The organism is Klebsiella sp. BIGb0132 (assembly GCF_024810075.1).
Lineage (GTDB): Bacteria > Pseudomonadota > Gammaproteobacteria > Enterobacterales > Enterobacteriaceae > Klebsiella > Klebsiella terrigena.
The window spans coordinates 210,842-233,224 of sequence record NZ_JANUDW010000006.1; the positions used below are offsets into that span (position 1 = coordinate 210,842).

The 22,383-nt window shown below is 56.1% G+C and carries 19 protein-coding genes; 11 read left to right on the top strand and 8 right to left on the bottom strand.

What is annotated here, in order from left to right:
- The first annotated feature begins 268 nt into the window (after positions 1–268).
- The 4 genes from M2416_RS17615 to M2416_RS17630 are packed head-to-tail and all read left to right on the top strand — an operon-like array spanning position 269 to position 4,497.
- Positions 269–1,159: a carbohydrate ABC transporter permease gene (locus M2416_RS17615; RefSeq protein WP_041147051.1), complete on the top strand. Its 891-nt coding sequence runs from the start codon at positions 269–271 to the stop codon at positions 1,157–1,159.
- Positions 1,152–2,054 carry a carbohydrate ABC transporter permease gene (locus M2416_RS17620; RefSeq protein ID WP_041147052.1) on the top strand — a complete coding sequence of 301 codons (903 nt, stop codon included), beginning with the start codon at positions 1,152–1,154 and terminating at the stop codon, positions 2,052–2,054. The genes M2416_RS17615 and M2416_RS17620 overlap by 8 nt, the downstream gene beginning before the upstream one ends.
- Positions 2,055–2,066: 12 nt before the next feature.
- Complete coding sequence (locus tag M2416_RS17625) at positions 2,067–3,194, top strand: ABC transporter ATP-binding protein (RefSeq protein WP_076945939.1); 1,128 nt, start codon at positions 2,067–2,069, stop codon at positions 3,192–3,194.
- A gap of 16 nt (positions 3,195–3,210) precedes the next feature.
- Positions 3,211–4,497, top strand: coding sequence for an ABC transporter substrate-binding protein (locus M2416_RS17630; protein ID WP_041147054.1), 1,287 nt, complete (start codon positions 3,211–3,213; stop codon positions 4,495–4,497).
- 114 nt (positions 4,498–4,611) lie between these two features.
- On the opposite strand, the gene M2416_RS17635 is transcribed toward M2416_RS17630, so the two are convergent.
- The 3 genes from M2416_RS17635 to M2416_RS17645 form a co-directional block, all read right to left on the bottom strand.
- Entirely contained in the window at positions 4,612–5,955 is a 1,344-nt protein-coding gene (locus tag M2416_RS17635) for a carbohydrate porin (protein ID WP_259226206.1), read from the bottom strand.
- Positions 5,956–6,208: 253 nt separating this feature from the next.
- Entirely contained in the window at positions 6,209–7,642 is a 1,434-nt protein-coding gene (locus M2416_RS17640) for a glycoside hydrolase family 32 protein (RefSeq protein WP_076945936.1), read from the bottom strand.
- 18 nt (positions 7,643–7,660) lie between these two features.
- The gene (locus M2416_RS17645) at positions 7,661–8,902 is read right to left on the bottom strand and encodes an MFS transporter (protein ID WP_041147057.1); all 1,242 of its coding nucleotides are present in this window, start codon (positions 8,900–8,902) and stop codon (positions 7,661–7,663) included.
- Positions 8,903–9,147: 245 nt separating this feature from the next.
- Between M2416_RS17645 and M2416_RS17650 the strand changes: the two genes are divergently transcribed.
- Complete coding sequence (locus tag M2416_RS17650; RefSeq protein WP_041147058.1) at positions 9,148–10,143, top strand: LacI family DNA-binding transcriptional regulator; 996 nt, start codon at positions 9,148–9,150, stop codon at positions 10,141–10,143.
- On the opposite strand, the gene araE is transcribed toward M2416_RS17650, so the two are convergent.
- Positions 10,144–11,562 carry an arabinose-proton symporter AraE gene (gene araE / locus M2416_RS17655; protein ID WP_076945933.1) on the bottom strand — a complete coding sequence of 473 codons (1,419 nt, stop codon included), beginning with the start codon at positions 11,560–11,562 and terminating at the stop codon, positions 10,144–10,146.
- 307 nt (positions 11,563–11,869) lie between these two features.
- Positions 11,870–12,631, bottom strand: coding sequence for a 2-dehydro-3-deoxy-D-gluconate 5-dehydrogenase KduD (gene kduD / locus M2416_RS17660; RefSeq protein WP_045857388.1), 762 nt, complete (start codon positions 12,629–12,631; stop codon positions 11,870–11,872).
- A 546-nt stretch (positions 12,632–13,177) separates the two neighbouring features.
- Here kduD and M2416_RS17665 point away from each other — a divergent pair.
- Positions 13,178–14,353: an oligogalacturonate lyase family protein gene (locus tag M2416_RS17665; RefSeq protein ID WP_259226207.1), complete on the top strand. Its 1,176-nt coding sequence runs from the start codon at positions 13,178–13,180 to the stop codon at positions 14,351–14,353.
- 221 nt (positions 14,354–14,574) lie between these two features.
- On the opposite strand, the gene M2416_RS17670 is transcribed toward M2416_RS17665, so the two are convergent.
- From M2416_RS17670 to M2416_RS17680, 3 genes are all read right to left on the bottom strand, one after another.
- Positions 14,575–15,270 carry an oligogalacturonate-specific porin KdgM family protein gene (locus tag M2416_RS17670; RefSeq protein ID WP_041147062.1) on the bottom strand — a complete coding sequence of 232 codons (696 nt, stop codon included), beginning with the start codon at positions 15,268–15,270 and terminating at the stop codon, positions 14,575–14,577.
- 256 nt (positions 15,271–15,526) lie between these two features.
- On the bottom strand, positions 15,527–16,705 hold the full coding sequence (locus M2416_RS17675; protein WP_045857382.1) for an acetyl-CoA C-acetyltransferase: 1,179 nt from the start codon (positions 16,703–16,705) through the stop codon (positions 15,527–15,529).
- Between the two features lie 116 nt (positions 16,706–16,821).
- The gene (locus M2416_RS17680; protein WP_076945926.1) at positions 16,822–17,691 is read right to left on the bottom strand and encodes a LysR family transcriptional regulator; all 870 of its coding nucleotides are present in this window, start codon (positions 17,689–17,691) and stop codon (positions 16,822–16,824) included.
- Positions 17,692–17,831: 140 nt separating this feature from the next.
- Here M2416_RS17680 and M2416_RS17685 point away from each other — a divergent pair, with 140 nt between their 5' ends.
- The 5 genes from M2416_RS17685 (at position 17,832) to M2416_RS17705 (ending at position 22,341) form a co-directional block, all read left to right on the top strand.
- A complete protein-coding gene (locus tag M2416_RS17685; RefSeq protein WP_076945925.1) occupies positions 17,832–18,293 on the top strand; it encodes a multidrug/biocide efflux PACE transporter in 462 nt (153 codons plus the stop codon).
- A gap of 135 nt (positions 18,294–18,428) precedes the next feature.
- Complete coding sequence (locus tag M2416_RS17690) at positions 18,429–19,658, top strand: amino acid permease (protein ID WP_076945924.1); 1,230 nt, start codon at positions 18,429–18,431, stop codon at positions 19,656–19,658.
- Between the two features lie 116 nt (positions 19,659–19,774).
- Complete coding sequence (locus M2416_RS17695; RefSeq protein WP_076945923.1) at positions 19,775–20,641, top strand: oxidoreductase; 867 nt, start codon at positions 19,775–19,777, stop codon at positions 20,639–20,641.
- 406 nt (positions 20,642–21,047) lie between these two features.
- Complete coding sequence (locus M2416_RS17700; protein ID WP_076945921.1) at positions 21,048–21,752, top strand: flagellar brake protein; 705 nt, start codon at positions 21,048–21,050, stop codon at positions 21,750–21,752.
- Between the two features lie 4 nt (positions 21,753–21,756).
- Positions 21,757–22,341 carry a helix-turn-helix domain-containing protein gene (locus tag M2416_RS17705; RefSeq protein WP_076945920.1) on the top strand — a complete coding sequence of 195 codons (585 nt, stop codon included), beginning with the start codon at positions 21,757–21,759 and terminating at the stop codon, positions 22,339–22,341.
- The last annotated feature ends 42 nt before the right edge of the window (positions 22,342–22,383 follow it).

Genomic DNA, 22,383 nt, shown 5'->3' on the forward strand with positions numbered 1-22,383 from the left:
AAATCGCAATAAAATAAATTTAAAACGGCGTTTTATAAAATTAAAGGCGCCGGGCATAGCAAAGCCGAACCGGTGCACGCTCAGCAGGGAGCTGCGGGTGACAAACCATGACAAAAACAGGGTCCAACAGGGAAGGAAGCGCCAGCACAGACACCAGCAACAGATTAACTTTTCCGGCTAATTTTCAGCGCGGATAGCGCACACAGCGTGAAGTACACCGGGTATAAACCGAATCCGTTTTACAAACTCGTAAGCCAGGTAGGTATGTATGAATGAAAACAAGCTGCTGGGATTGGCATGGATATCGCCCTATATCATCGGGCTGATAATCTTTACCGCCTTTCCCTTTGTTTCATCTTTCTTCCTCAGTTTCACTGAGTACGACTTGATGAGTCCGCCGGTATTTAACGGCATTGAAAACTATCGCTACATGCTGACCGAAGATTCTCTCTTCTGGAAGTCCATGGGCGTCACCTTCGCCTATGTCTTTTTAACTATTCCGCTAAAGCTGGCCTTTGCGCTGGGCATCGCGTTTGTTCTCAACTTTAAGCTGCGCGGCATCGGTTTCTTCCGTACCGCCTATTACATTCCGTCGATTCTCGGCAGCTCCGTCGCCATCGCCGTACTGTGGCGCGCGCTGTTCGCTATCGACGGCCTGCTGAACAGCTTTATCGGCGTGCTGGGCTTCGACCCGGTCAACTGGCTCGGCGAGCCGTCGCTGGCGCTAATGTCGGTGACCCTGCTGCGCGTCTGGCAGTTCGGTTCGGCCATGGTGATTTTCCTCGCGGCGCTGCAGAACGTTCCGCAATCGCAGTACGAAGCGGCGATGATCGACGGCGCCTCGAAGTGGCAGATGTTTATGAAGGTGACGGTGCCGCTGATTACGCCGGTGATCTTCTTCAACTTCATTATGCAAACCACCCAGGCGTTCCAGGAGTTTACCGGACCGTACGTGATAACCGGCGGCGGCCCAACCTACTCCACCTATCTGTTCTCACTCTATATCTACGACACCGCCTTTAAGTACTTCGATATGGGCTACGGCGCGGCGCTGGCATGGGTGCTGTTCCTGGTCGTCGCGGTGTTTGCCGCTATTGCCTTTAAGTCTTCGAAATATTGGGTGTTCTACTCCGCCGATAAGGGAGGCAAAAATGGCTGATATCCAACAAATTTCCGCAGCACGGGACATCGCAGAGCGCGAGGTTGCCAGAACGCTGCGGCGGGAAAAAATGAACGCCAGTATCCGCTATGTGATCCTGCTGTTCGTTGGCCTGCTGATGCTCTACCCGCTGGTGTGGATGTTCTCGGCGTCGTTCAAACCGAACCACGAGATCTTCACCACCCTCAGCCTGTGGCCCGCTCACGCGACCTGGGACGGATTTATCAACGGCTGGAAGACCGGCACGGAATACAACTTCGGCCACTACATGCTGAATACCTTCAAGTACGTGATTCCGAAGGTGATCCTGACCATTATCTCCTCCACCATCGTGGCCTACGGCTTTGCCCGCTTCGAGATCCCGTGGAAGAAATTCTGGTTCGGCACCCTCATCACCACCATGCTGCTGCCGAGCACCGTGCTGCTCATCCCGCAGTACCTGATGTTCCGCGAAATGGGGATGCTGAACAGCTATCTGCCGCTGTACCTGCCGCTGGCCTTCGCCACTCAGGGGTTCTTCGTCTTCATGCTGATTCAGTTCCTGCGCGGCGTGCCGCGCGATATGGAAGAGGCGGCGCAAATTGACGGCTGCAACTCCTTCCAGGTGCTGTGGTACGTAGTGGTGCCGATTTTAAAACCGGCAATTATCTCGGTCGCGCTGTTCCAGTTTATGTGGTCAATGAACGACTTTATTGGTCCGCTGATTTACGTCTATAGCGTCGATAAGTATCCGATAGCGCTGGCGCTGAAAATGTCCATCGACGTCACGGAAGGCGCTCCATGGAACGAAATTCTGGCAATGGCGAGCATCTCCATTCTGCCATCCATCATCGTATTCTTCCTGGCACAACGCTACTTCGTACAGGGCGTCACCAGCAGCGGAATTAAAGGTTAAGAGGGAAATATCATGGCTGAAGTTATTTTCAAAAAACTGGAAAAGGTCTACTCCAACGGCTTCAAAGCGGTACATGCTATCGACCTGAAAATCGCTGACGGGGAGTTTATGGTGATCGTCGGGCCGTCCGGCTGCGCCAAATCCACCACCCTGCGCATGCTGGCGGGTCTCGAAACCATCAGCGGCGGCGAAGTGCGCATCGGGGAGAAGATCGTTAACAACCTCGCGCCAAAAGCGCGCGGCATTGCGATGGTGTTCCAGAACTACGCGCTCTATCCGCATATGACGGTGCGCGAAAACCTCGCCTTTGGCCTCAAGCTGAGCAAGCTGCCAAAGGATCAGATTGAGAGCCAGGTTAACGAAGCGGCAAAAATCCTCGAGCTGGAAGAGCTGCTCGACCGCCTGCCGCGCCAGCTCTCCGGCGGCCAGGCCCAGCGCGTGGCGGTAGGCCGGGCGATCGTGAAGAAGCCGGACGTGTTCCTGTTCGATGAGCCGCTCTCTAACCTCGACGCCAAGCTGCGCGCCTCGATGCGCATCCGGATCTCCGACCTGCACAAGCAGCTGAAGAAATCCGGTAAACCGGCGACCACCGTTTACGTTACCCACGATCAGACCGAAGCCATGACCATGGGCGACCGTATCTGCGTGATGAAGCTGGGCCACATCATGCAGGTTGATACCCCGGACAATCTCTACCACAAGCCAAAGAATATGTTTGTCGCAGGCTTTATCGGCGCGCCGGAGATGAACATTCGTCCCTGCAAGCTGGTTGAGCGCGACGGCCGCCTGCATATGAATATCGGTGACGAGCTGCTGCCCCTCAACGATGCCCTGCAGAGCAAAGCCGAAGGCTACAAGGACCAGCCGCTGTTCTACGGCGTGCGCCCGGAGTTCGTCTCTATCTCGGACCAGCCGTTCGCCGAAGGCTGCGGTTCCGGTGAGATGGTGCGCGTGGAAAATATGGGCCACGAGTTCTTTGTCTATATGAAGGTCGCCGATTATGAGCTGACCGCCCGCGTCCCTTCCGACGAAGCGAGGCCGATGATCGAAAAAGGGCTGCATCGCAAGGTCTATTACCAGTTCGATCTCAACAAATGTCATCTCTTTGATGCGACGACCGAACAGAACATCTCTCTGTAATCACTGGAGTATTAAAATGAAAAAAGTGCTCTTAAGCGCCGCAATCTCCGCCACTCTGGGCCTGACCGCGCTACCTTCTCTGGCACAGGATGTCGACCTGCGCATGTCCTGGTGGGGCGGCAACGGCCGCCATCAGGTGACCCTGAAAGCGCTGGAAGAATTTCATAAGCAGAACCCGGATATTAACGTCAAAGCGGAATACACCGGCTGGGACGGCCACCTTTCGCGCCTGACCACGCAAATCGCCGGCGGCACCGAGCCGGACGTGATGCAGACCAACTGGAACTGGCTGCCTATTTTCTCGAAAAATGGCGACGGCTTCTACGACCTCAATAAGATGAAGGACGTCATCGATCTCAGCCAGTTTGACGCGAAGGAGCTGCAGTCCACCACCGTGAACGGCAAGCTCAACGGCATTCCTATTTCCGTGACCGCCCGCGTCTTCTACTTTAACGATGAAACCTGGAAAAAAGCCGGCGTCGCCTACCCAAAAACCTGGGATGAGCTGATGGCGGCGGGAAAAGCCTTTGAAAGCAAGCTCGGCAAGCAGTACTACCCGGTGGTGCTGGAGCACCAGGACACCCTGGCGCTGCTGAACTCTTACATGATTCAGAAGTACAACCAGCCGGCTATCGACGATAAAACCAAGAAATTCTCCTACAGCAAAGAGCAGTGGGTCGAGTTTTTCCAGATGTATAAAAAGCTTATCGACAGCCACGTCATGCCGGACACCAAGTACTACGCCTCGTTTGGCAAAAGCAATATGTACGAGATGAAGCCGTGGATCCAGGGCGAGTGGGCGGGGACCTACATGTGGAACTCCACCATCAACAAATACTCCGACAACCTGAAGCCGCCGGCGAAGTTGGAGCTGGGTGAATACCCGATGCTGCCGGGTGCCACCGACGCCGGCCTGTTCTTTAAGCCCGCGCAGATGCTCTCGATCGGTAAATCAACGAAAAACCCGGAAGCGGCGGCGAAGGTGATTAACTTCCTGCTCAACAGCAAAGCCGGGGTCGATACCTTAGGACTCGAGCGCGGCGTGCCGCTGAGTAAAGTGGCGGTGCAGTACCTCACCGAGGACGGCACAATCAAGGCCGACGATCCGGCGGTTTCCGGGCTGAAGCTGGCGCAGTCCCTGCCGGCGAAGCTCTCCGTGTCGCCCTACTTCGACGACCCGCAGATCGTAGCCCAGTTCGGCACCTCCCTGCAGTACATCGATTACGGGCAGAAATCCGTAGAAGAGACGGCGGCGGACTTCCAGCGTCAGTCGGACCGCATTCTCAAGCGTGCCATGCGCTGATATCTGGTCACACGAACCTCCCTCGCGGCTCCGGCGGCGGGGGATTTTTTTGCCACCAGCCCGTCCTGAAAGGCAAACCGCTTCGCGGGATGCCGGGCCGGCGGCTTTTTACCCTCAGAAGAAGTATTTGAAGCGTACGCGAGCGCCGTAGCGTTCGTCCGACCCCGCGCTTTTCTCCGCCGATGAATCCAGCCACGAGGCGTAGGCGCCGAGGTAAATGTTAAAATTCGCCATATCCATGATATTCGGCAGCAGCCACGAGGCGTGCAGCGTGTGGATGTCATAGCGCCCCGGGGCGAGTACCGCGCACTCGTTGTCGCATTCTGCGCTCACGCCCGCCAGATTAAACTGGTCGATTTTGTTATGCGCATAGATATAGCCCAGCTCCACGCGATGCCATAGCGCGTTGATGCCGGCGCTGAAGTCCTGCTCATCCGTGGCGTCGAGATAGGCGGTGCTCAGATTTACCACCGCGCCATCTTCGGCATCGGCCTTCAGCGTGTTCCAGCTCATGGTCATGCCGTAGCCGGTACGGCTCGACTGGTCGACCCAGCGGCCGCGTGAGTCCTGATAGCCGTAGGCGTTATTGACGAGGTTACTCTCCATCGCCGCCGCCACCGACCACGCGCCGGATTGCCACGCCACTACCGGACGCACGTAGGCGACGTTTTTCTGGTTATCCAGCGCGTTGCCGTGATAGCTCTGGTCAACAAACAGCGAGCTGCCGTCCTCCACCAGCGTATTGACCTCAAAATACCAGTTATCGAGGGTTTTACTGAGCAGGAAGTTACCGCCGCTGCTGCTGCGCCCGCGCCCTTCTTTCATCATGTAGATATAGCCGTAGCCATCGCTGTACAGGTCGTTGGCCGTGTTGCCGGAATATTCAATAAAGGTATCCTGATTCAGCGGGAACATATCGTAGGCTTCAAAGCGCCCAATTTTAATTTTCCAGTCATCCTGCTGGCCAAAGAAAAAGGCCGCATCGTCCAGATTCATCTTGCCATTAATATCCGCCAGCGGCTGTACGCTAAAGCCGGCATACCTGCCATCGGCCCCTTTCCGCAGACCATCAAAACCGAGAAGAATACGTCCATTAATATCCCAGCGCTCTTTTTTCCCCGGCGCCCAGTTTTTATTTGCGCTGGTTCTCACCGAGGTCAGGCTACCGGTACGGCTGGCGCCGTCCATATTAAACTCAACGTCGCCATAGAACTTTAATTCGCCATAATCATTGACCTGCAGCGCGGGTTTGGCCGCCGCGTTGCTGGCCGCGACAGCCGGCTTCTCCTGACGCTTTAGCGCCCGAATCTCCGCCTCGGCGCTGGTCGCCCGCTGTTCGGTCTCCTGCAGCCGCTGCTCCATTTGCGCCAGCCGTTCTTCGAGTGTTAATGGTGCCTGCGCATTAGCCAGAGGGGTAAATAAAGACGACAGAAAGCACCCGACCCAGATTTTATTCATCGGTAAACCCTTTTATTATTTAATTAAATGAAATCTTTATTTATACCCTAAATAATTCGAGCGGCATCAAGGCGGCAAGAGAGCAAGTCCCCAGGCGCTTACTGAAGTAAGTGACTGGGGTGAGAGAGTGCAGCCAACGCATATGCATGCCTGAAGTATGACGGGTATACAGGTAAAGCACGACGATGATGACAATAATAACCCGCCCATCGTCACAGACGGGTTATTAACGACAGAATAAACAGTAATTATATTATTCGAGCTGCCAGGCCCCGGCCTCAGATAAGCTGGCCGATCCGCTCCACGCAAATAGGGTTAATTCACGACGGTCAGCATCCGGATAAATACGGCTGCTGAGGCAGGCTTCGCCCTCGTTAACGAAGACCTCGACGGAAGAGCTGTCGAAGAATATCCGTAGACTGAGCGGCGCCCCGGCGGTTAACGGCACGCTGCGCGCGCCGCACAGGCCATGCTGCGGATAGTGACGTTCCAGCACCAGGCGCTGCATCTGCGCATCAACGTAGACCCGCAGACCGTCGCCGAAGCTGAGGCCATATTGCTCAGCGCTACAGCTGGCGCTGTCCCAGCGCAGGATAACCTCCATTGCCTCGCAGTTTTCCACCAGCATGGTCTGCTGGTTTTTCAAGGTGCTTACCGGCCACGGGAACCACGCTCCGCGCAGGCTTTCGACCTCTTTCGCCGGGCGCATCTGCAGCCGGCTGTCGGCGCTCAGGCTCAGCTCGCGCGGCAGCGAGAGCATCCCCGCCCAGCCGTCCTGCTGCTCCGGCAGCGGCGACTCCCACATATCCAGCCAGCCGATAACGATCCGCCGACCGTCCGGCGTCAGGAAGCTCTGCGGCGCATAAAAATCATGCCCGCTGTCCATCTCAACGAACTCGCCTTCACGCACAAAGGTGCCGCCCGGCTGCCAGTCGCCGAGCAGGTAGCCGCTCTGGAACAGGTTGCGATTCTGATAGCCCTGCGCCGCCATTCCCTGCGGAGAAAACATCAGCACGCGCCTGTCGTTGAGGGCAAAAAAGTCCGGGCACTCCCACATGTAGCCCATCTCTTTTTCCGCCTCATCAAGCACGCCCGCGTCCTGCCACTGGCGCAGATCGGCCGAACGGTACAGGCGCACCTGGCCGACGTCGCCGAGGCGCGCGCCGACAATCATGTACCAGCTATCGCCCTCGCGCCACACCTTAGGATCGCGGAAATGGTGCAGCCCCGGCGGGGTATCGAGGACGATCCCCTGGCGCTCAAAGTGGATGCCGTCGCGGCTGGTGGCCAGGCACTGCACCTGATACAGGTTGGCCTCGTCGTTCGGGTCACCGTGGAATTTATGCCCGGTATAAATCAGCGCCAGCGTATCGCCGTCGACCACCGCGGAGCCGGAGAAGCAGCCGTCTTTATCCTCCGGGCCTTCCGGCGCCAGCGCCACCGGCAGATGCTCCCAGTGCACCAAATCTTTACTGCGCGCATGACCCCAGTGCATCGGCCCCCACTGCGTCGAGTAGGGATGGTGCTGGTAAAAGGCGTGATACCAGCCGTCGAACCACACCAGGCCGTTAGGATCGTTGATCCAGCCCGCGCGGGCGGCAAGATGGTAGCGCGGGTACCAGCGCAGGTTCAGCGCATCGCTTTTCGCCTGCAGTTCCTGTTCGGCGTTGCTAATTGAGTAGGTCATAGTCTTCACTCTTTTCATTCAAATAACGGAAGGTTGCGGCATCAGCGGGTCCGATGGTGACTTAGCCGAGCGCAGCAAGAAGATGGAGATAAAGGTGGTGAAGAACACCAGCAGGCCCATAATCAAATAGGACCGGGCAAAGCCGTAGATCTCGTAGCTATAGCCCGCCAGCGGCGACAGCACGGTAGCAATAACCGAGCTGGTGCAGGCAAAGCCCACCAGATAGAGCGTCGATGAGAGGCGCTTATCAAAGTTTAAGCTGTTGTATTTAAAGATAGATACCAGCAGGATCGGCAGCTCCACCGCGTGCAGCAGCTTGGTGATAGAGATGAGCAGCGGCCCCTCCACCAGCCCGGAGGCCACCATCCGCAGCGCCATCACCATGCCGGCGAAAATCAGGCCATTTTTAGCGCCAATGCGGTTAACCAGCCAGGGCGCGCAGAACATCCCTGCCGCCTCAAGAAACACCTGGAAAGAGTTCAGGTAGCCGTACATGGCGTTGCCCTCCTGCAGGGTGGCGAACTGCGAGGAGAAGTAGACCGGGAACTGCTGGTCGTAGACGCCGTAAATACAGGTGCCGACGACGAAAAACACCAGCGCCCAGAAGCGGCGCAGGGTGAGCAGACGCAGCGCGTCCTCCAGCGTCACCTTGCCGCCCGCTACCGCTTCCTCCATCGCCTGCGGTGCAGAGGAGACCCGCAGCCGCGCCAGCAGGAAAAAGAACACCAGGCCGGAGCAGCTGGCGACGGCAAAGTTCAGCTTCGGGTTGATGTTAAACAGCAGGCCGGCAAAAAAGGTCGCCACCGCCCAGCCCAGCGATCCCCACATCCGCGCCTTGCCGAACTCAAACTGGCTCTGCCGCGCCACGCGCTCGGTGTAGGACTCCAGCACGCCGATGCCGCCGTTGAAGGTCAGGCCGATGTAGATCCCGCCAAAAATACTGCCGAGAAAAATGTTAATGCCCAGCAGGTAGCCAAACAGCAGATAGGCCGGCCCGGAGAGGATCAGCAGCGCGGTGATATACCAGAGCAGGTTTTTACGCAGGCCGAGCTTATCCTGAATAAAGCCGTAGCAAATTTGGGCAAACAGCGCTGAAACGGAGAGAACCGCGTAGATGATGCCGGTATCCCCCGCCTTCAGGCCGACCTCCTGATGGAGCCAGATAGAGAGCAAAGAGCCGGACGAAGACCAGGTCACGAAAAAGAAGAACAGTAAGGCGCTGAGTATCGGATAGCTGTGAGAGTGATGTGCTTTCATCATGACGTTCTCTGTGGGAGTAATGCGCAGATGGTAACGTTAACAAAACCCAAAACTCATGCCCTTTTGCTGAGATACATGATGTTAATCACATAAGTTAACGTTAACATAACAGAGATGCGATCGCGATCAAATATTCCTCGCCATCGCTGTGGCGCATCCTGCGATAGAATATCGCATATGATCCTTTTACATCAGCGACTTAGTTATATAGCCTGTTGCCTGGCGACAGCGTTGGAGTGGTAAATATGGCATCCTTGAAAGATGTGGCAAAACTGGCAAACGTCTCTCTGATGACGGTCTCACGGGCGCTGAATAGCCCGGAACGCCTGAAACCAGAGACTCTGGCTCGCGTTCAGGCCGCCATTGAACAAACCAACTACGTCCCCGATCTCTCCGCCAAAAAAATACGCGGCGCCCACGCCACGCCGAATACCATCGGGGTTCTGGCGCTGGATACCGTCACCACCCCCTTCTCGGTGGAAATTACGCTCTCAATCGAAGAAACCGCGCGGGCGCACGGCTGGAACAGCTTCGTGGTCAACATGTTTTCCGACGATAGCCCGGACACCATCGTCGATCTGCTGCTCTCCCACCGGCCGGACGGGATTATCTACACCACCATGGGGCTGCGCCAGGTGCCGCTCCCGGCCAAGCTGCTGACCCTCCCCTGCGTGCTGGCCAACTGCGAAAGCCTGCACGACCCGGTGGCCAGCTATATTCCGGACGACGAGCAGGGTCAGTATGCGGCGGTACAGGCCCTGCTGGCGGCGGGCTATCGCCGTCCGCTGTGCCTGCATCTGCCGGCGAAGCATCTGGCGACCGTGCGCCGACGCCAGGGGCTGGAGCGCGCCTGTCGCGAAGCGGGTCTCGATCCGCATACGCTCGAACACAGCTATATGGAGTATGGCGATGAGCACTATCGCGACATCCCGGCGATGCTGCTGGCAAACATTCGCGCGGGTAAGCCGCAGTTCGATGCGGTGATTTGCGGTAACGATCGCATCGCTTTTATGGTCTATCAGACGCTGCTGGCGCAGGGGCTGCGCATCCCGCAGGACGTGGCGGTGGTCGGTTACGATAATATGGTCGGCATTGGCGATCTGTTTTTACCGCCGCTCTCAACGGTGCAGCTTCCGCATTATGAAATAGGGCGCCTGAGCGCCCTGCATATTATTAACGGCGACAGCCATCGGGATACGGTGCGGGTTGCCAGCCCCTGGCTGCCGAGGGAATCGCTGTAATCAGTTACCGATGTCGCGCAGCTTCTTGCCGGACATCAGGTTGCGCTCGATGTGCTCAAGGGTGACGTTTTTGGTTTCCGGGATCAGCCAGAAGGTCACCCCGATAAAGGCGACGTTGAGCACGGTATAGAGCCAGAAGGTGCCGGCGGCGCCAATCGCGTCAAGCAGCGTCAGGAAGGTCGCGCCGATAATCATATTCGACACCCAGTTGGTGGTGGTGGAGCAGGTGATGCCGAAGTCGCGGCACTTCAGCGGCTGAATTTCCGAGCACAGGATCCACACCACCGGGGCGGCGCTCATGGCGTAGCCGGCAATACACATCATGGTCATGCCGACGGAAAGCCAGGATAAGCCGCTGGAGGCGGTGCCGTTATCAAACTGCATCAGGCAGTAGCCGAGCACCAGCGTGCCCAGCGCCATCACGCTAAAGCCAATTTTCAGCGCCGGCTTACGCCCGGCCTTGTCCACGGTGAACACCGCAATAAAGGTGGCAAACATAAAGGTCAGGCCGACGACGAGGGTCGCCATCATCTGCTGCTCGGTGGTGGTGAAGCCCGCCATTTTAAAAATACGCGGCGCGTAGTACATGATGATATTCATCCCGGTGAACTGCTGCATCGCCTGCAGCAGCATGCCGAGGAACACCGCCCGACGGACGTTGCGGTTGATCTTAAACAGCGCCCAGCCGCCCTGCTTGAGCTTCAGGCTTTCGCGAATTTCATTGAGCTCATCCCGGGCTTTCTCCGAGGTATCGCGCAGCATGCGCAGCACCTCTTCCGCCTCGACGTGGCGCCCCTTCTCCGCCAGCCAGCGCGGGCTGTTGGGCAGGAACACCACCAGCACAATCAGCAGGACCGCAGGCAGCGCCAGCACTCCCAGCATGGCGCGCCAGTTGCCGCTGTAGCTAAACGCCGTATCGGATAGAAAGGCCATCACGATCCCCAGCGTCACCATCAGCTGATACATGCTTATCATCTTCCCGCGGACATTTTCACTTGCCATTTCAGAGAGATAAAGCGGCGCGGTGTAGGAGGCGATCCCGACGGCAACGCCGAGGAGCACCCTCGCCAGCAGCAGGACCTCCACGCTGTTGGCAAAGGCGGAGCCGATGGATCCGGCCACAAAAAGTATCGCCCCAACCATCAGGCTGTATTTACGCCCGAGGCGGAAAGAGAGCCAGCCGTTGAACAACGCGCCGACGGCGGCGCCCAGCATCATGCTGCTCACCACCCACTCCTGCAGGCGGCTGGATAGGGCAAAATGATCGGTAATAAAGGGCAACGCCCCGGCAATCACCCCGATATCGAGGCCAAACAGGAGTCCGGCCACCGCGGCGGCAATGGAGACAAACTGGTTCATGCGCCGGGTATCGCGTTGCGTACGCGGCATTAACGTAGTGTCATTATTAATTGAGGTCATTTTTCCCTGCCAGAACATAGTAAGACGTGATGAGAAAGTACGGGATCGGCGGGGTAATGTGTCAGGGTGGAGATGCCAAAGATATGGACTAATTAGCTACTAGCCATCGTTTTGTGATGGACATTCAACTTTCATAACGGTGCGACAATTTATCAACTGCAGATAAAAATCCAATATTCATGCGAGTTATCACCACCCCATAACTAATTAATATGGATTATTTTCATTTATCAATATGGACAATTAATGTTCACACATAAAAAAACCTGCCGTCTGTGGCAGGTTTTTATTCGGCAAAGCGGGAAGATTAGCGCGCCAGCCAGCCGCCATCCACCGCCACGGTATAGCCGTTGATGTAGTCAGACGCGCTGGAGGAGAGGAACACCACCGGCCCCATCAAATCGCTCGGCAAACCCCAGCGGCCCGCCGGAATACGCTCAAGGATTTCGGCACTGCGCTGCTCGTCGGCGCGCAGCTGCTGGGTATTGTTGGTCGCCATGTAGCCCGGTGCGATAGCGTTAACGTTGATGTTGTGCTGCGCCCACTCGTTCGCCAGCAGCCGGGTCACGCCCATCACGCCGCTTTTTGAGGCGGTGTAGGAAGGCACGCGAATACCGCCCTGGAAAGAGAGCATGGAGGCAATGTTGATGATTTTGCCGCCGTTGCCCTGGGCAATGAAGTGCTTCGCTGCCGCCTGAGACATAAAGAACACGCTCTTGATGTTCAGATCCATCACGTCATCCCAGTCCTTTTCGCTGAACTCAAGGGCATCCTGACGGCGGATCAGGCCGGCGTTGTTGACCAGAATATCGATATGGCCAAATTCAGCAACGGCGCGCTCCAGCAGCTGCGGGATCCCCTCAATCTGGCGCAGGTCGGCGGTCAGGCTCAGAAAACGACGGCCCAGCGCGGTGACGCGCTCAATCGTCTCCGTTGGCTCAACAATATTGATACCGACAATATCGCAGCCCGCTTCCGCCAGCCCTACCGCCATGCCCTGGCCCAGCCCGGTGTCACATCCGGTCACAACGGCCACTTTACCCTGGAGAGAGAATGTATCGAGTATCATACCTGGTTCCTTTATCTTTCAGATAGCCCGTACTACACAGGCGAGGTTCTATAGGTTCGACCGGCTGCTTGCGCTGGCCATTATGGTTAGAAGAACTCTCTGGGGCTGGCCCATCATAAAAATAAAACAGAGTTCCGTTTTGCTAGTGGACCCATCTTATCTCCGGGCAAGGTCATTTTCAATTATTATTAAAACGTCGTTTCAATTTTTAGCGAAGCAAATATTAAAAATGCAAATCAGATCACGAAGCGCTGACTCGACCTGCAACAATAAAGAGTGAAATTCATTTAAATACAAAGCATTATAGCAACTTAGAAAATCATCATCAGATCGCAGAAAGTCGGCATAAAAACAAAGTTGCCTCTTCATGCCGCTGCCTGTAGGCAAAAAAGTGCGATCCAGAGCAGGAAGTTATTGCGAACTGCGCTCGCCATCACAAATAATGAAACGATGTTTTGATAAATTAACACCTATCTTTTAAATCAAAATCATCTGCTCACGCGCCCCTCAGGGAGGCGGCAGCGCAGGAAGGAAAAGGAGCACATCATGGCTAAAGGCATGCGGGTAAAACTCAACTATGAAGTCAGCCGCGATCCCGATACCGGGGCAGAGGTCACCCGCTTAACCCCTCCGGAAGTGACCTGCCATCGTAACTATTTCTATCAGAAATGCTTTTTCAACGACGGTAGCCATCTGCTGTTCGCCGGTGAATTCGACGGGCACTGGAACTACTACCTGCTGGATATCGCCGCGGCCGAAGCCGTCCAGCTCACCGAAGGGGCCGGCGACAACACTTTCGGCGGCTTCCTCTCGCCGGACGATACCTCCCTCTATTACGTTAAAAATGACCGCACGCTGCTGGAAGTTAACCTCACCACCCTGCAGGAGCGCGAAGTCTATCGCGTCGCCGACGAATGGGTGGGCTACGGAACCTGGGTCGCCAACAGCGACTGCAGCAAGCTGGTCGGCATTGAGATCGCCAAAAGCGACTGGACGCCGCTCAACGACTGGCAGACCTTCCACGACTTCTTCCATAAGGGTCCGCACTGCCGCCTGCTGGGCATCGATTTGCAAACCGGTGAAAGCCGCACCATCCATGAAGAGAAAAACTGGCTGGGCCATCCTATTTATCGGCCGTTTGATGACAACACCGTCGCCTTCTGCCACGAAGGTCCGCACGATCTGGTTGATGCCCGCATGTGGATGGTGAATGAAGACGGCAGCAGCGTACGTAAAGTCAAAGAGCATGCCGAGGGCGAAAGCTGCACCCACGAATTCTGGGTGCCGGACGGCTCGGCGCTGATGTACGTCTCCTACCTGAAGGGCCAGCAGGGGCGCACCGTTTACCGCTTTAATCCGGATAGCGGCGTGAACGAAGCGCTGATGCAGATGCCCGCCTGTTCGCATCTGATGAGTAATTTTGACGGCACGCTGCTGGTGGGCGACGGTTCCGGTACCCCGGTAGACGTGAAGGATACCAGCGGCTATACCATCGATAACGACCCCTATCTGTACGTTTTCGACGTGGCGAAGCGGGCCTTCTTCCGCGTTGCGCGTCACGATACGTCGTGGGCAACCATTGCCAACAGCCGCCAGGTGACCCATCCGCACCCCTCCTTTACGCCGGACGATAGCGCGATCCTCTTTAGCTCCGATAAGGACGGTAAACCGGCTATCTATATCGCGAAGCTCCCCGAGCAGCGCGAGATGCTGCAGGCATAACCTGTTGTAACCTGAGTTTGATTGCGTACTTCTGTAACTGGCCTTGCCCTCCTTCATGGAGGGCTTTTTTTGGCCCGCAGTCGGCTCAATTCCGGCGGTCAGGGAGCGGTGAAGCGCACGCCCGCGCGAGCGGGCATTTATCATTAACAGAGGTTCACGGCGGGGAAGCGGCAAAACCCCGGCTAACTGCGCCGGGGTCAACGATGAGGCGGTTATTTATATCAGAAGGTGTACGCCACGCCTACGCGGAAGCGGGTCTGGCGGTCGCTGCGGTCGTTGACGCCAACGTTACCCACCTCGCCGTAGGGCGCCCAGTTTTTATCCAGCTTATAGGCCAGCTTGACGTTATATTCCTGGGAGTAGGGTTTATTGTCATTACGGTTTACGCCTTCGCTACTGCGGGCATAAACGTAATTCAGCTCGGTACGCCAGTCGCCCAGCACGAAGCCTGCCCACGCATCGCCGCGGTTAACTTTATCGTCCTCTTTGCCCGCGCTTGCCGGATAGCGGGTGTAGTCGTAACGGTAGCGGGCGGCAACGTAGAAACCGTTATCGAAGCTGTACTGCACGCGCAGGTTCGGCTTATAGATTGAGCGGCTGTCGTTACTTTCAATATTGAAGCCCGGCGTGACGGAGAAATTCTTGTTCGCCTTCCACTGCCAGCTGATGGTTTCTTCATGCCCATTGCCCACAAAGTCTGAATAAGGCTGATCGGTGTTATCCCCTCCTGACTTCCACTTTGCCTCGACGGAGAAACCAAAGCCGTTGGCGAACCGGTGCGACACGGAGACGCGGTCGGCGTTGGTTTTATCGGTTTTACCGCCGTCGATGAATTCATGACGCAAATCCACCGTTACGGCTGCAGCAGAAAAAGACGCGGCGCAGAGAGCAGCAAGGGCCAGAGATCGTGCAAACATAGGGTACCCCTCAAAATTAAAATTATGTTTCTATTTTATGAAACTGCATTTTATTTTTTAAGGGATGATGTTTTAGTGATCGAGATCGTAATTATTTGTTTCAAAAAACATGGCACATAAAGACGTGACAAAGCTCAACAAATAGGGCGGCTATTGGCCCTTTTTGCTGAGAACTATCGCGGAAATCGTGCTTAGCGCCGATAAAAAAGCCCCCTGATGGCAGGAGGCTAAGAAGGGAAAACGCTTTTGGAGGCCGCTACGCTCGCTCCACCGCCAGCGCGACGCCCTGGCCGCCGCCGATGCACAGCGTGGCCAGCCCTTTACGAGCGTCCCGCTTGATCATCTCGTGGACCAGCGAAACTAAAATGCGGCAGCCGGAAGCGCCGATCGGGTGGCCGAGGGCAATGGCGCCGCCGTTGACGTTCACCCGCCGCTCGTCCCACTCCAGCACCCTGCCCACCGAAATCGCCTGCGCGGCAAACGCCTCGTTGGCTTCAATAAGATCCACCTCGTCCAGCCGCCAGCCCGCTCTTTCCAGACAGCGGCGGGTCGCATGTACCGGCGCAATTCCCATTAGCGCCGGATCGACGCCAACGCTTGCGAACGCGCGGATCCGTGCGAGGATCGGCAGGCCAAGCTCCAGCGCCTTCGCCTCGCTCATCATCATCACCGCCGCCGCGCCGTCATTAATGGTTGAGGCATTGCCTGCGGTCACCGAACCCAGACGGTCGAAGGTCGGCAGCAGACAGGCCAGGCCTTCGGCGCTGGCGTCCACCCGCGGCTGCTCATCGGTATCCACCCGCCGCGGCGCGCCGTTCTGCTCGGTCATTACTGGGACAATCTCGTCGCGAAAGCGGCCGGAGTCGATCGCCCGCCGCGCCTTGTGCTGCGAACTCAGCGCCCAGGCGTCCTGCAGCTCGCGGCTGATGCCGTACTCCCGCGCCAGGTTTTCCGCCGTCACGCCCATATGATAATCATTGAACGCGTCCCACAGCCCGTCGTGTACCAGGCTATCGATCAGCTGGCTGTTTCCCAGCTGTGCCCCGGTGCGGCTGTCGGTCAACACGTGCGGCGCGCGGCTCATATTCTCCTGGCCACCGGCAATCACCACGTCCGCCTCGCCGCACTGAATAGCCTGCGTAGCGAGATGCAGCGCCTTCAGCCCGGAACCGCAGACGTCGTTAATGGTGATCGCCGAAACGGTATTCGGCAGCCCGCCGCGGATCGCCGACTGGCGCGCAGGGTTCTGCCCGGTGCCGGCGGTTAAAACCTGCCCGAGGATCACTTCATCAATAGCGTGGGGATCGATTCCGGCGCGTTCGACCAAAGCCTTAACCACCAGACTCCCCAGCTCCACCGCCGAGTGGCGCGATAGCGTCCCCTGGAAGCAGCCAATAGGCGTTCGCAGCGCGCCGACGATCACGACATCTTTCATCCTCTACCTCTGCCTGCCTCTGTGCAAAGAAACAACAACATAGTAGAGAATTGTTATCAAAAAATTTCGCAAATGTTTAAAAAAAGTGAGGTAAATCACAAAGATTTGCGGCGATTTTACTGCCCCTGGCGCTGCAAATGCTGGCGCAGCCAGCTCCCCGCCTCTCCCGGCGGCGCCCGCTTATTCCATAATAAATCTACGGATATCATCCGCGGCCAGCCCGCAATGTCGAGCGGCACCAGGGTTCCGACGCCGGCAAACTCCTCCACCAGCGCGCAGGGCAAAATGCACCAGCCCAGCCCCTGCACCGCCATGCTGAGCAGCAGCAGATAGTTGGGCGCCGACCACACCTGCCCCTGAGCAGGATCGGCCCGGCTTTCCAGATAGGTGCTCAGCCGCAGCTCGCGCCAGCTATGCAGCTCATCCCAGACGACCCTCCCCTGCGCCGCCAGCGGGTGCCGGGGCGCCACGTAAATCGCCATCGCGGTCTGTAGCGGCAGGCGCGTACAGCCGATTTCCGGAGGATAGCTATCCCTGGCCTCAACCAGCCCCACCTGCGCGCGCTCCTTTTGCAGCAGGTCGACAACGTCTTCATCCTCGCCGATCAGGCACTCAAATTCGGTGTGCGGGAAACGGCGGTCGAACTGCTCCAGCAGATCTTCAAGGACATCGGGATGCAGCGTATCGGAGAGCACAAAGGTGAGCCGGGCCTCCGTTTCGCCGGAGAGAGAAATAGCCAGCTCATCGAGCCGGTCGCTTGCCGCCAGAATCGCCTTCACGTAGCCCAGCACCTGCTCGCCCTGCGGCGTCAGCACCGGCTGGCGGGTGGAACGATCGAACAGCGTCACCCCGAGGTCGGCTTCGAGGTTTGAGATAGCGGTGCTGACGGTGGACTGGCTTTTGCGCAGGCGGCGCGCGGCGGCGGAAAACGAACCGCAGGCCACGGCTTCGACAAAAGCGGTGAGAGCTTCGGGAGAATAGCGCATGAACTATCTACTTTATCGATGGATACTATCTTTTGTTTATCACATTTATCCATAAAATGCGGAGTAATTTCTTATAACGCGTTCAGCCTGCATCGCTAATAAACGGCTGTGAACGACGGCTTTACCCGGAGGTAAACACCATGCAACAGAGCAACCTGCAGCGTAAGTCGCTGATGGAACGTATTATTCACGCGGTCAGCTTTGAGGGCCTCGCCACGCTGATCCTCGCCCCTACCGCGGCCTGGCTGATGCAGCGTTCGGTGGTCGAAATGGGCGGCCTGAGCATTCTGCTCGCCACCCTGGCGATGGTCTGGAACCTGATTTATAACGCGATCTTTGACCGTATCTGGCCGGTTTCCCGCGTGATAAGAACCCTCAAGGTTCGCGCCCTGCACGCCATCGGTTTTGAGTGCGGATTTATCACCATCGGCGTCACCGCCGTCGCGCTGCTCCTTGGCGTCTCGCTGATACAGGCATTTATGCTGGAAATCGGCTTTATGCTGTTCTTCCTGCCCTACACCATGCTGTTCAACTGGGCCTGGGACACGCTGCGCGTGCGGGTACTGAAGCACCGTCAAACGCAGATCCCTACGCGTAGCTAAACGCAGGAGGATCGCCGGGGCAGTTCCCGGCGATCCTCGCTGCTGCCCGCCATCCAAAACTATCGCCACGACCAAAACGCAGATGTGATAAATTACACTCCTTTTTTTTGGTTTTACGGTTGATAAATTCACACAATGTCTAAAATTTGGTCTAAAGAAGAAACTCTCTGGAGTTTTGCCTTATATGGCACTGCCGTAGGCGCTGGCACTCTGTTTTTGCCGATCCAGCTAGGGTCCGCCGGCGCCGTTGTTCTGCTCATCACCGCGCTGGTGGCGTGGCCGTTAACCTACTGGCCTCACAGGGCGCTGAGCCAGTTTATCCTCTCCGCTAAGGTCGCACCCGGCGTTGGCATCACCGGCGCGGTCAACCACTATTACGGCAAGAAGGTCGGGAATCTGATCACCGCGCTCTACTTCCTCGCCTTTTTCGTGGTGGTCCTGATTTACGCCGTGGCGATCACCAACTCTCTCGCCGAACAGCTGGCGCGACATATGCCGATCACCGCCGGCGTCCGCGCGCTGCTCAGCCTCGCCGTCGTCCTGGTGCTGAACCTGATCTTCCTGATGGGTCGTCACATCACCATTAAGGTGATGGGTTTTCTGGTGTTCCCGCTGATCGCCTGTTTCCTGTTCCTCTCTATCTACCTGATTGGCGACTGGCAGCCCGAGCACCTCACCAGCCAGATGCAGCTGAACTCGCATACGCTCCACCAGGTCTGGATCTCAATACCCGTGATGGTTTTCGCTTTTAGCCATACGCCGATTATTTCAACTTTTGCTATCGACCAGCAGGAGAAATACGGCGAGCAGGCGATGGGTAAATGCAAAAAAATCATGAAAGTGGCCTACACCATCATCTGCGCCAGCGTGCTGTTTTTTGTCGTCAGCTGCCTGCTGGCGATACCGGCCACCTATATTGAAAGCGCGCGTGATGAAGGCGTCACCATCCTCTCCGCGCTGTCGATGATGCCCGGCTCCCCGGCCTGGCTGGCGGTCACCGGGATCGTCGTGGCGGTGGTGGCGATGTCGAAATCCTTCCTCGGGACCTACTTCGGGGTGATTGAGGGCGCCAGCGAAATCGTGAAAACCTCGCTGGGGCAGATGGGAATTCGCAAAAGCCGCGCCTTTAACCGCGCGATGTCGATCCTGCTGGTTTCGGCGCTGACCTTCGCGGTGTGCTTTATTAACCCCAACGCCATCTCGATGATATACGCCATCAGCGGACCGCTGATCGCCATGATCCTGTTCATCATGCCGACCCTATCGACGTACATCATCCCGGCCCTCAAGCCGTACCGATCGCTGGGTAATTTCATCACCCTGGTCGTCGGCCTGCTGTGCGTGTCGGTGATGTTCTTTAGCTAATCCTCCCCTGCGGCGACGGCCACCGTCGTTGCCGCACGTTCTGCTAATATTCCCATCGCTGCAAATCCCCTGGCCGGTTTACACTTAGAACTTGCTCATGATCAGGGGGAGTTTCCATGTCCAACGTACGGCTATCCGCAACCGGCACCTTAGGCGACCGTCAGGTTTATCGCCTGGGATACGGAGCAATGCAGCTGGCAGGCCCCGGCGTATTCGGCCCGCCAGCCGATCCTGAAAACGCCGTTCGCGTACTGCAGGCGGCGGTGGACGCGGGGGTCAACCATATCGATACCTCCGATTTTTACGGCCCGCACGTCACCAACCAGCTGATCCGCAGGGCGCTGCATCCCTATTCTGACGATCTCTGTATCGTGACTAAAGTCAGCGCCCGCCGCGATGAAAAAGGGAACTGGCTCCCGGCTATGTCGCCGGCGGAGTTGACCCAGGCGGTTGAGGATAATCTGCGCAACCTCAATCTCGACGTGCTGGAGGTCGTCAACCTGCGCAGCATGCTGAGCCCCCACGGCCCGGCCGAAGGGTCGCTGGAAGGCCCGCTGACGACGCTGCTCGAGCTGAAGGAGCGAGGGCTAATCCGCCACATTGGGCTCAGTAACGTTACCGCCACGCAGGTCGCTGACGCGCAAAAGATGACGCCGGTTGTCTGCGTGCAGAATCAATATAACGTCGCCAATCGCCAGGACGACGAGCTCATTGACGCGCTGGCCGCGCAGAATATTGCCTACGTGCCCTTCTTCCCGCTTGGAGGCTTTACGCCGCTGCAGGCGCAGGAGCTGAACGATATCGCCGCCGAACTTGCGGCGACGCCAATGCAGGTCGCCCTCGCCTGGCTGCTGCAGCGTTCAGCCAATATCCTGCTTATTCCCGGGACCTCATCGCTCCAGCATCTTGAAGAAAACCTTGCCGCCGCCACCTTAACCCTCCCCGCCGCTGCGCTCAGCACCTTAGATAACCTCAAGGTCTGAGCCGTTCCCCCTCTCCCCGGCGCGTCTAAGCGCATGGCGACAGGGGGGATTCTGCCGCTAATATTTGCCTGGAATTAACTCAACGCTGCTGGCACTATAGATCCCACAAATGGGTATTTGCCCCAGCCGTCCTTTCGCAAGTAACCCTATACAAAGCATCATTTTATACTATTTAGACCGGCCTCCTTATTGGAGGCCGCGGTCGTTTGTATCTATCTTCATTTTTTGAACTCTTGATTACAGGAAAAACAACTGCCAATTCGACGTTTATACAAATCAATTTAGCCAAAAAGATAGCTAATAACATCAAACGCTCATTAAAACATCTGATTAACACAATCAGAATGTTGTCATTGCTATAAAAAAAAATCCACACACACAATATAAAAATTAACAAGGACTTCACATGACAGAGGGAACAATAAAGACCAGTAAGTATGAGATCATTGCTATTTTCAGGGAGGAACTCAGAAAGCAGTCTGAGATAGAGATTTTCTATAATAACAAAAACTTCATTACGCAGCTGGCGCGTGTTGATTTTTCAGAATTTCACATCGTTACCCACAGTAAGATCCCTCCGGGGCACAAGTTCAAATTTGTTCTGCATAGCGATTCAGGGAAGATAGAGTTCTGTTCAACGCTGAAGAAACATTCGGGGAGCGGCAGCGCTAAAAGTAATAAAGTCTCATTTACCCTGCCTGAATGTATTCAGGTGGTCCAAAGGCGGCGCGATCCGCGCTTTCGGCTACAGCATCAGCATGATTTTTTTTGTCATGGCCGCCATAAGAATGGTGAGAATTACACGTTTGAAATTAAAGATATTTCAGATGGCGGCTGCGCGCTGATGGCCAAAAACCCGAACCTTAAATTTCTCACCCACAATTCGATCCTCAAAAATTCGATTCTATCAGCCGCCGAATATGGGGAAATCACCGTCGATCTGGTGGTTAAAAACGTCGTGTTGGTGACCCTCGATGAGGATGACGAACAGGGGGAAAGCTATCATCAGGTTTCTTGTCAATTTAAGTTCAGGCATCACGATGATAAGAGAAAAATTGAGAAAATGATGCTTGATTTGATTCTGGAAGCGAAAAGAAAAAAGAGAGTCTGAGCCCTTGGAGAGTATATTGCTATACACCGATGATAACCTCATCGGTCAATCAATACAGCGTTATATGATTGATAACGATAAAAACATTACCGCCTTAAGCTATCAGAACATTATGCAGGGGGAGGCGCTCCCTCAGGCTAAAATCGTTATTTTCAACGTCATTCATAAGGATATTTCTGCTGCTGACACGGTGCATCTGCTTAACAAACTGCGTTTCTGCCTGGCGCGCTGCGTCCGGCTGGTGCTGATCGTCAGGAGCGATATCGCCGGGCTGTTTCGGGAGCTGATCTTCCTCGAAAACCTGATAATTTTAACTGAAAAATCATCGCTTAACGATTTTTCAGACATCACAAACGTGCCGACCGCTGCCGCGGATTACCGGTTTCTGCTAACGCATAAAAAGCTCTCGGTCAGAGAGATTCAGGTGCTGGAGCTGATTATGGCCAGCTATAACAACAAGCGTATCGCCGCGGTGCTTCACATTGACCATAAAACGGTACACAGCCATCGAATTCACATCATGAAGAAACTCGGCATGGACAGCTCGCGGATTATGAATAAAAAAATAGTCACCATGTATCAGTGTTAGCGGTTCTTTTCACCCCGGGCTAAAGAAAGCGAGTGACCAATC

Excerpts from the sequence above, each read along its gene's own strand:
- M2416_RS17615 (WP_041147051.1), top strand. The coding sequence starts at position 269 with ATGAATGAAAACAAGCTGCTGGGATTGGCATGGATATCGCCCTATATC.
- M2416_RS17620 (WP_041147052.1), top strand. The coding sequence starts at position 1,152 with ATGGCTGATATCCAACAAATTTCCGCAGCACGGGACATCGCAGAGCGC.
- M2416_RS17625 (WP_076945939.1), top strand. The coding sequence starts at position 2,067 with ATGGCTGAAGTTATTTTCAAAAAACTGGAAAAGGTCTACTCCAACGGC.
- M2416_RS17630 (WP_041147054.1), top strand. The coding sequence starts at position 3,211 with ATGAAAAAAGTGCTCTTAAGCGCCGCAATCTCCGCCACTCTGGGCCTG.
- M2416_RS17635 (WP_259226206.1), bottom strand. The coding sequence starts at position 5,955 with ATGAATAAAATCTGGGTCGGGTGCTTTCTGTCGTCTTTATTTACCCCT.
- M2416_RS17640 (WP_076945936.1), bottom strand. The coding sequence starts at position 7,642 with ATGACCTACTCAATTAGCAACGCCGAACAGGAACTGCAGGCGAAAAGC.
- M2416_RS17645 (WP_041147057.1), bottom strand. The coding sequence starts at position 8,902 with ATGATGAAAGCACATCACTCTCACAGCTATCCGATACTCAGCGCCTTA.
- M2416_RS17650 (WP_041147058.1), top strand. The coding sequence starts at position 9,148 with ATGGCATCCTTGAAAGATGTGGCAAAACTGGCAAACGTCTCTCTGATG.
- araE (WP_076945933.1), bottom strand. The coding sequence starts at position 11,562 with ATGACCTCAATTAATAATGACACTACGTTAATGCCGCGTACGCAACGC.
- kduD (WP_045857388.1), bottom strand. The coding sequence starts at position 12,631 with ATGATACTCGATACATTCTCTCTCCAGGGTAAAGTGGCCGTTGTGACC.
- M2416_RS17665 (WP_259226207.1), top strand. The coding sequence starts at position 13,178 with ATGGCTAAAGGCATGCGGGTAAAACTCAACTATGAAGTCAGCCGCGAT.
- M2416_RS17670 (WP_041147062.1), bottom strand. The coding sequence starts at position 15,270 with ATGTTTGCACGATCTCTGGCCCTTGCTGCTCTCTGCGCCGCGTCTTTT.
- M2416_RS17675 (WP_045857382.1), bottom strand. The coding sequence starts at position 16,705 with ATGAAAGATGTCGTGATCGTCGGCGCGCTGCGAACGCCTATTGGCTGC.
- M2416_RS17680 (WP_076945926.1), bottom strand. The coding sequence starts at position 17,691 with ATGCGCTATTCTCCCGAAGCTCTCACCGCTTTTGTCGAAGCCGTGGCC.
- M2416_RS17685 (WP_076945925.1), top strand. The coding sequence starts at position 17,832 with ATGCAACAGAGCAACCTGCAGCGTAAGTCGCTGATGGAACGTATTATT.
- M2416_RS17690 (WP_076945924.1), top strand. The coding sequence starts at position 18,429 with ATGTCTAAAATTTGGTCTAAAGAAGAAACTCTCTGGAGTTTTGCCTTA.
- M2416_RS17695 (WP_076945923.1), top strand. The coding sequence starts at position 19,775 with ATGTCCAACGTACGGCTATCCGCAACCGGCACCTTAGGCGACCGTCAG.
- M2416_RS17700 (WP_076945921.1), top strand. The coding sequence starts at position 21,048 with ATGACAGAGGGAACAATAAAGACCAGTAAGTATGAGATCATTGCTATT.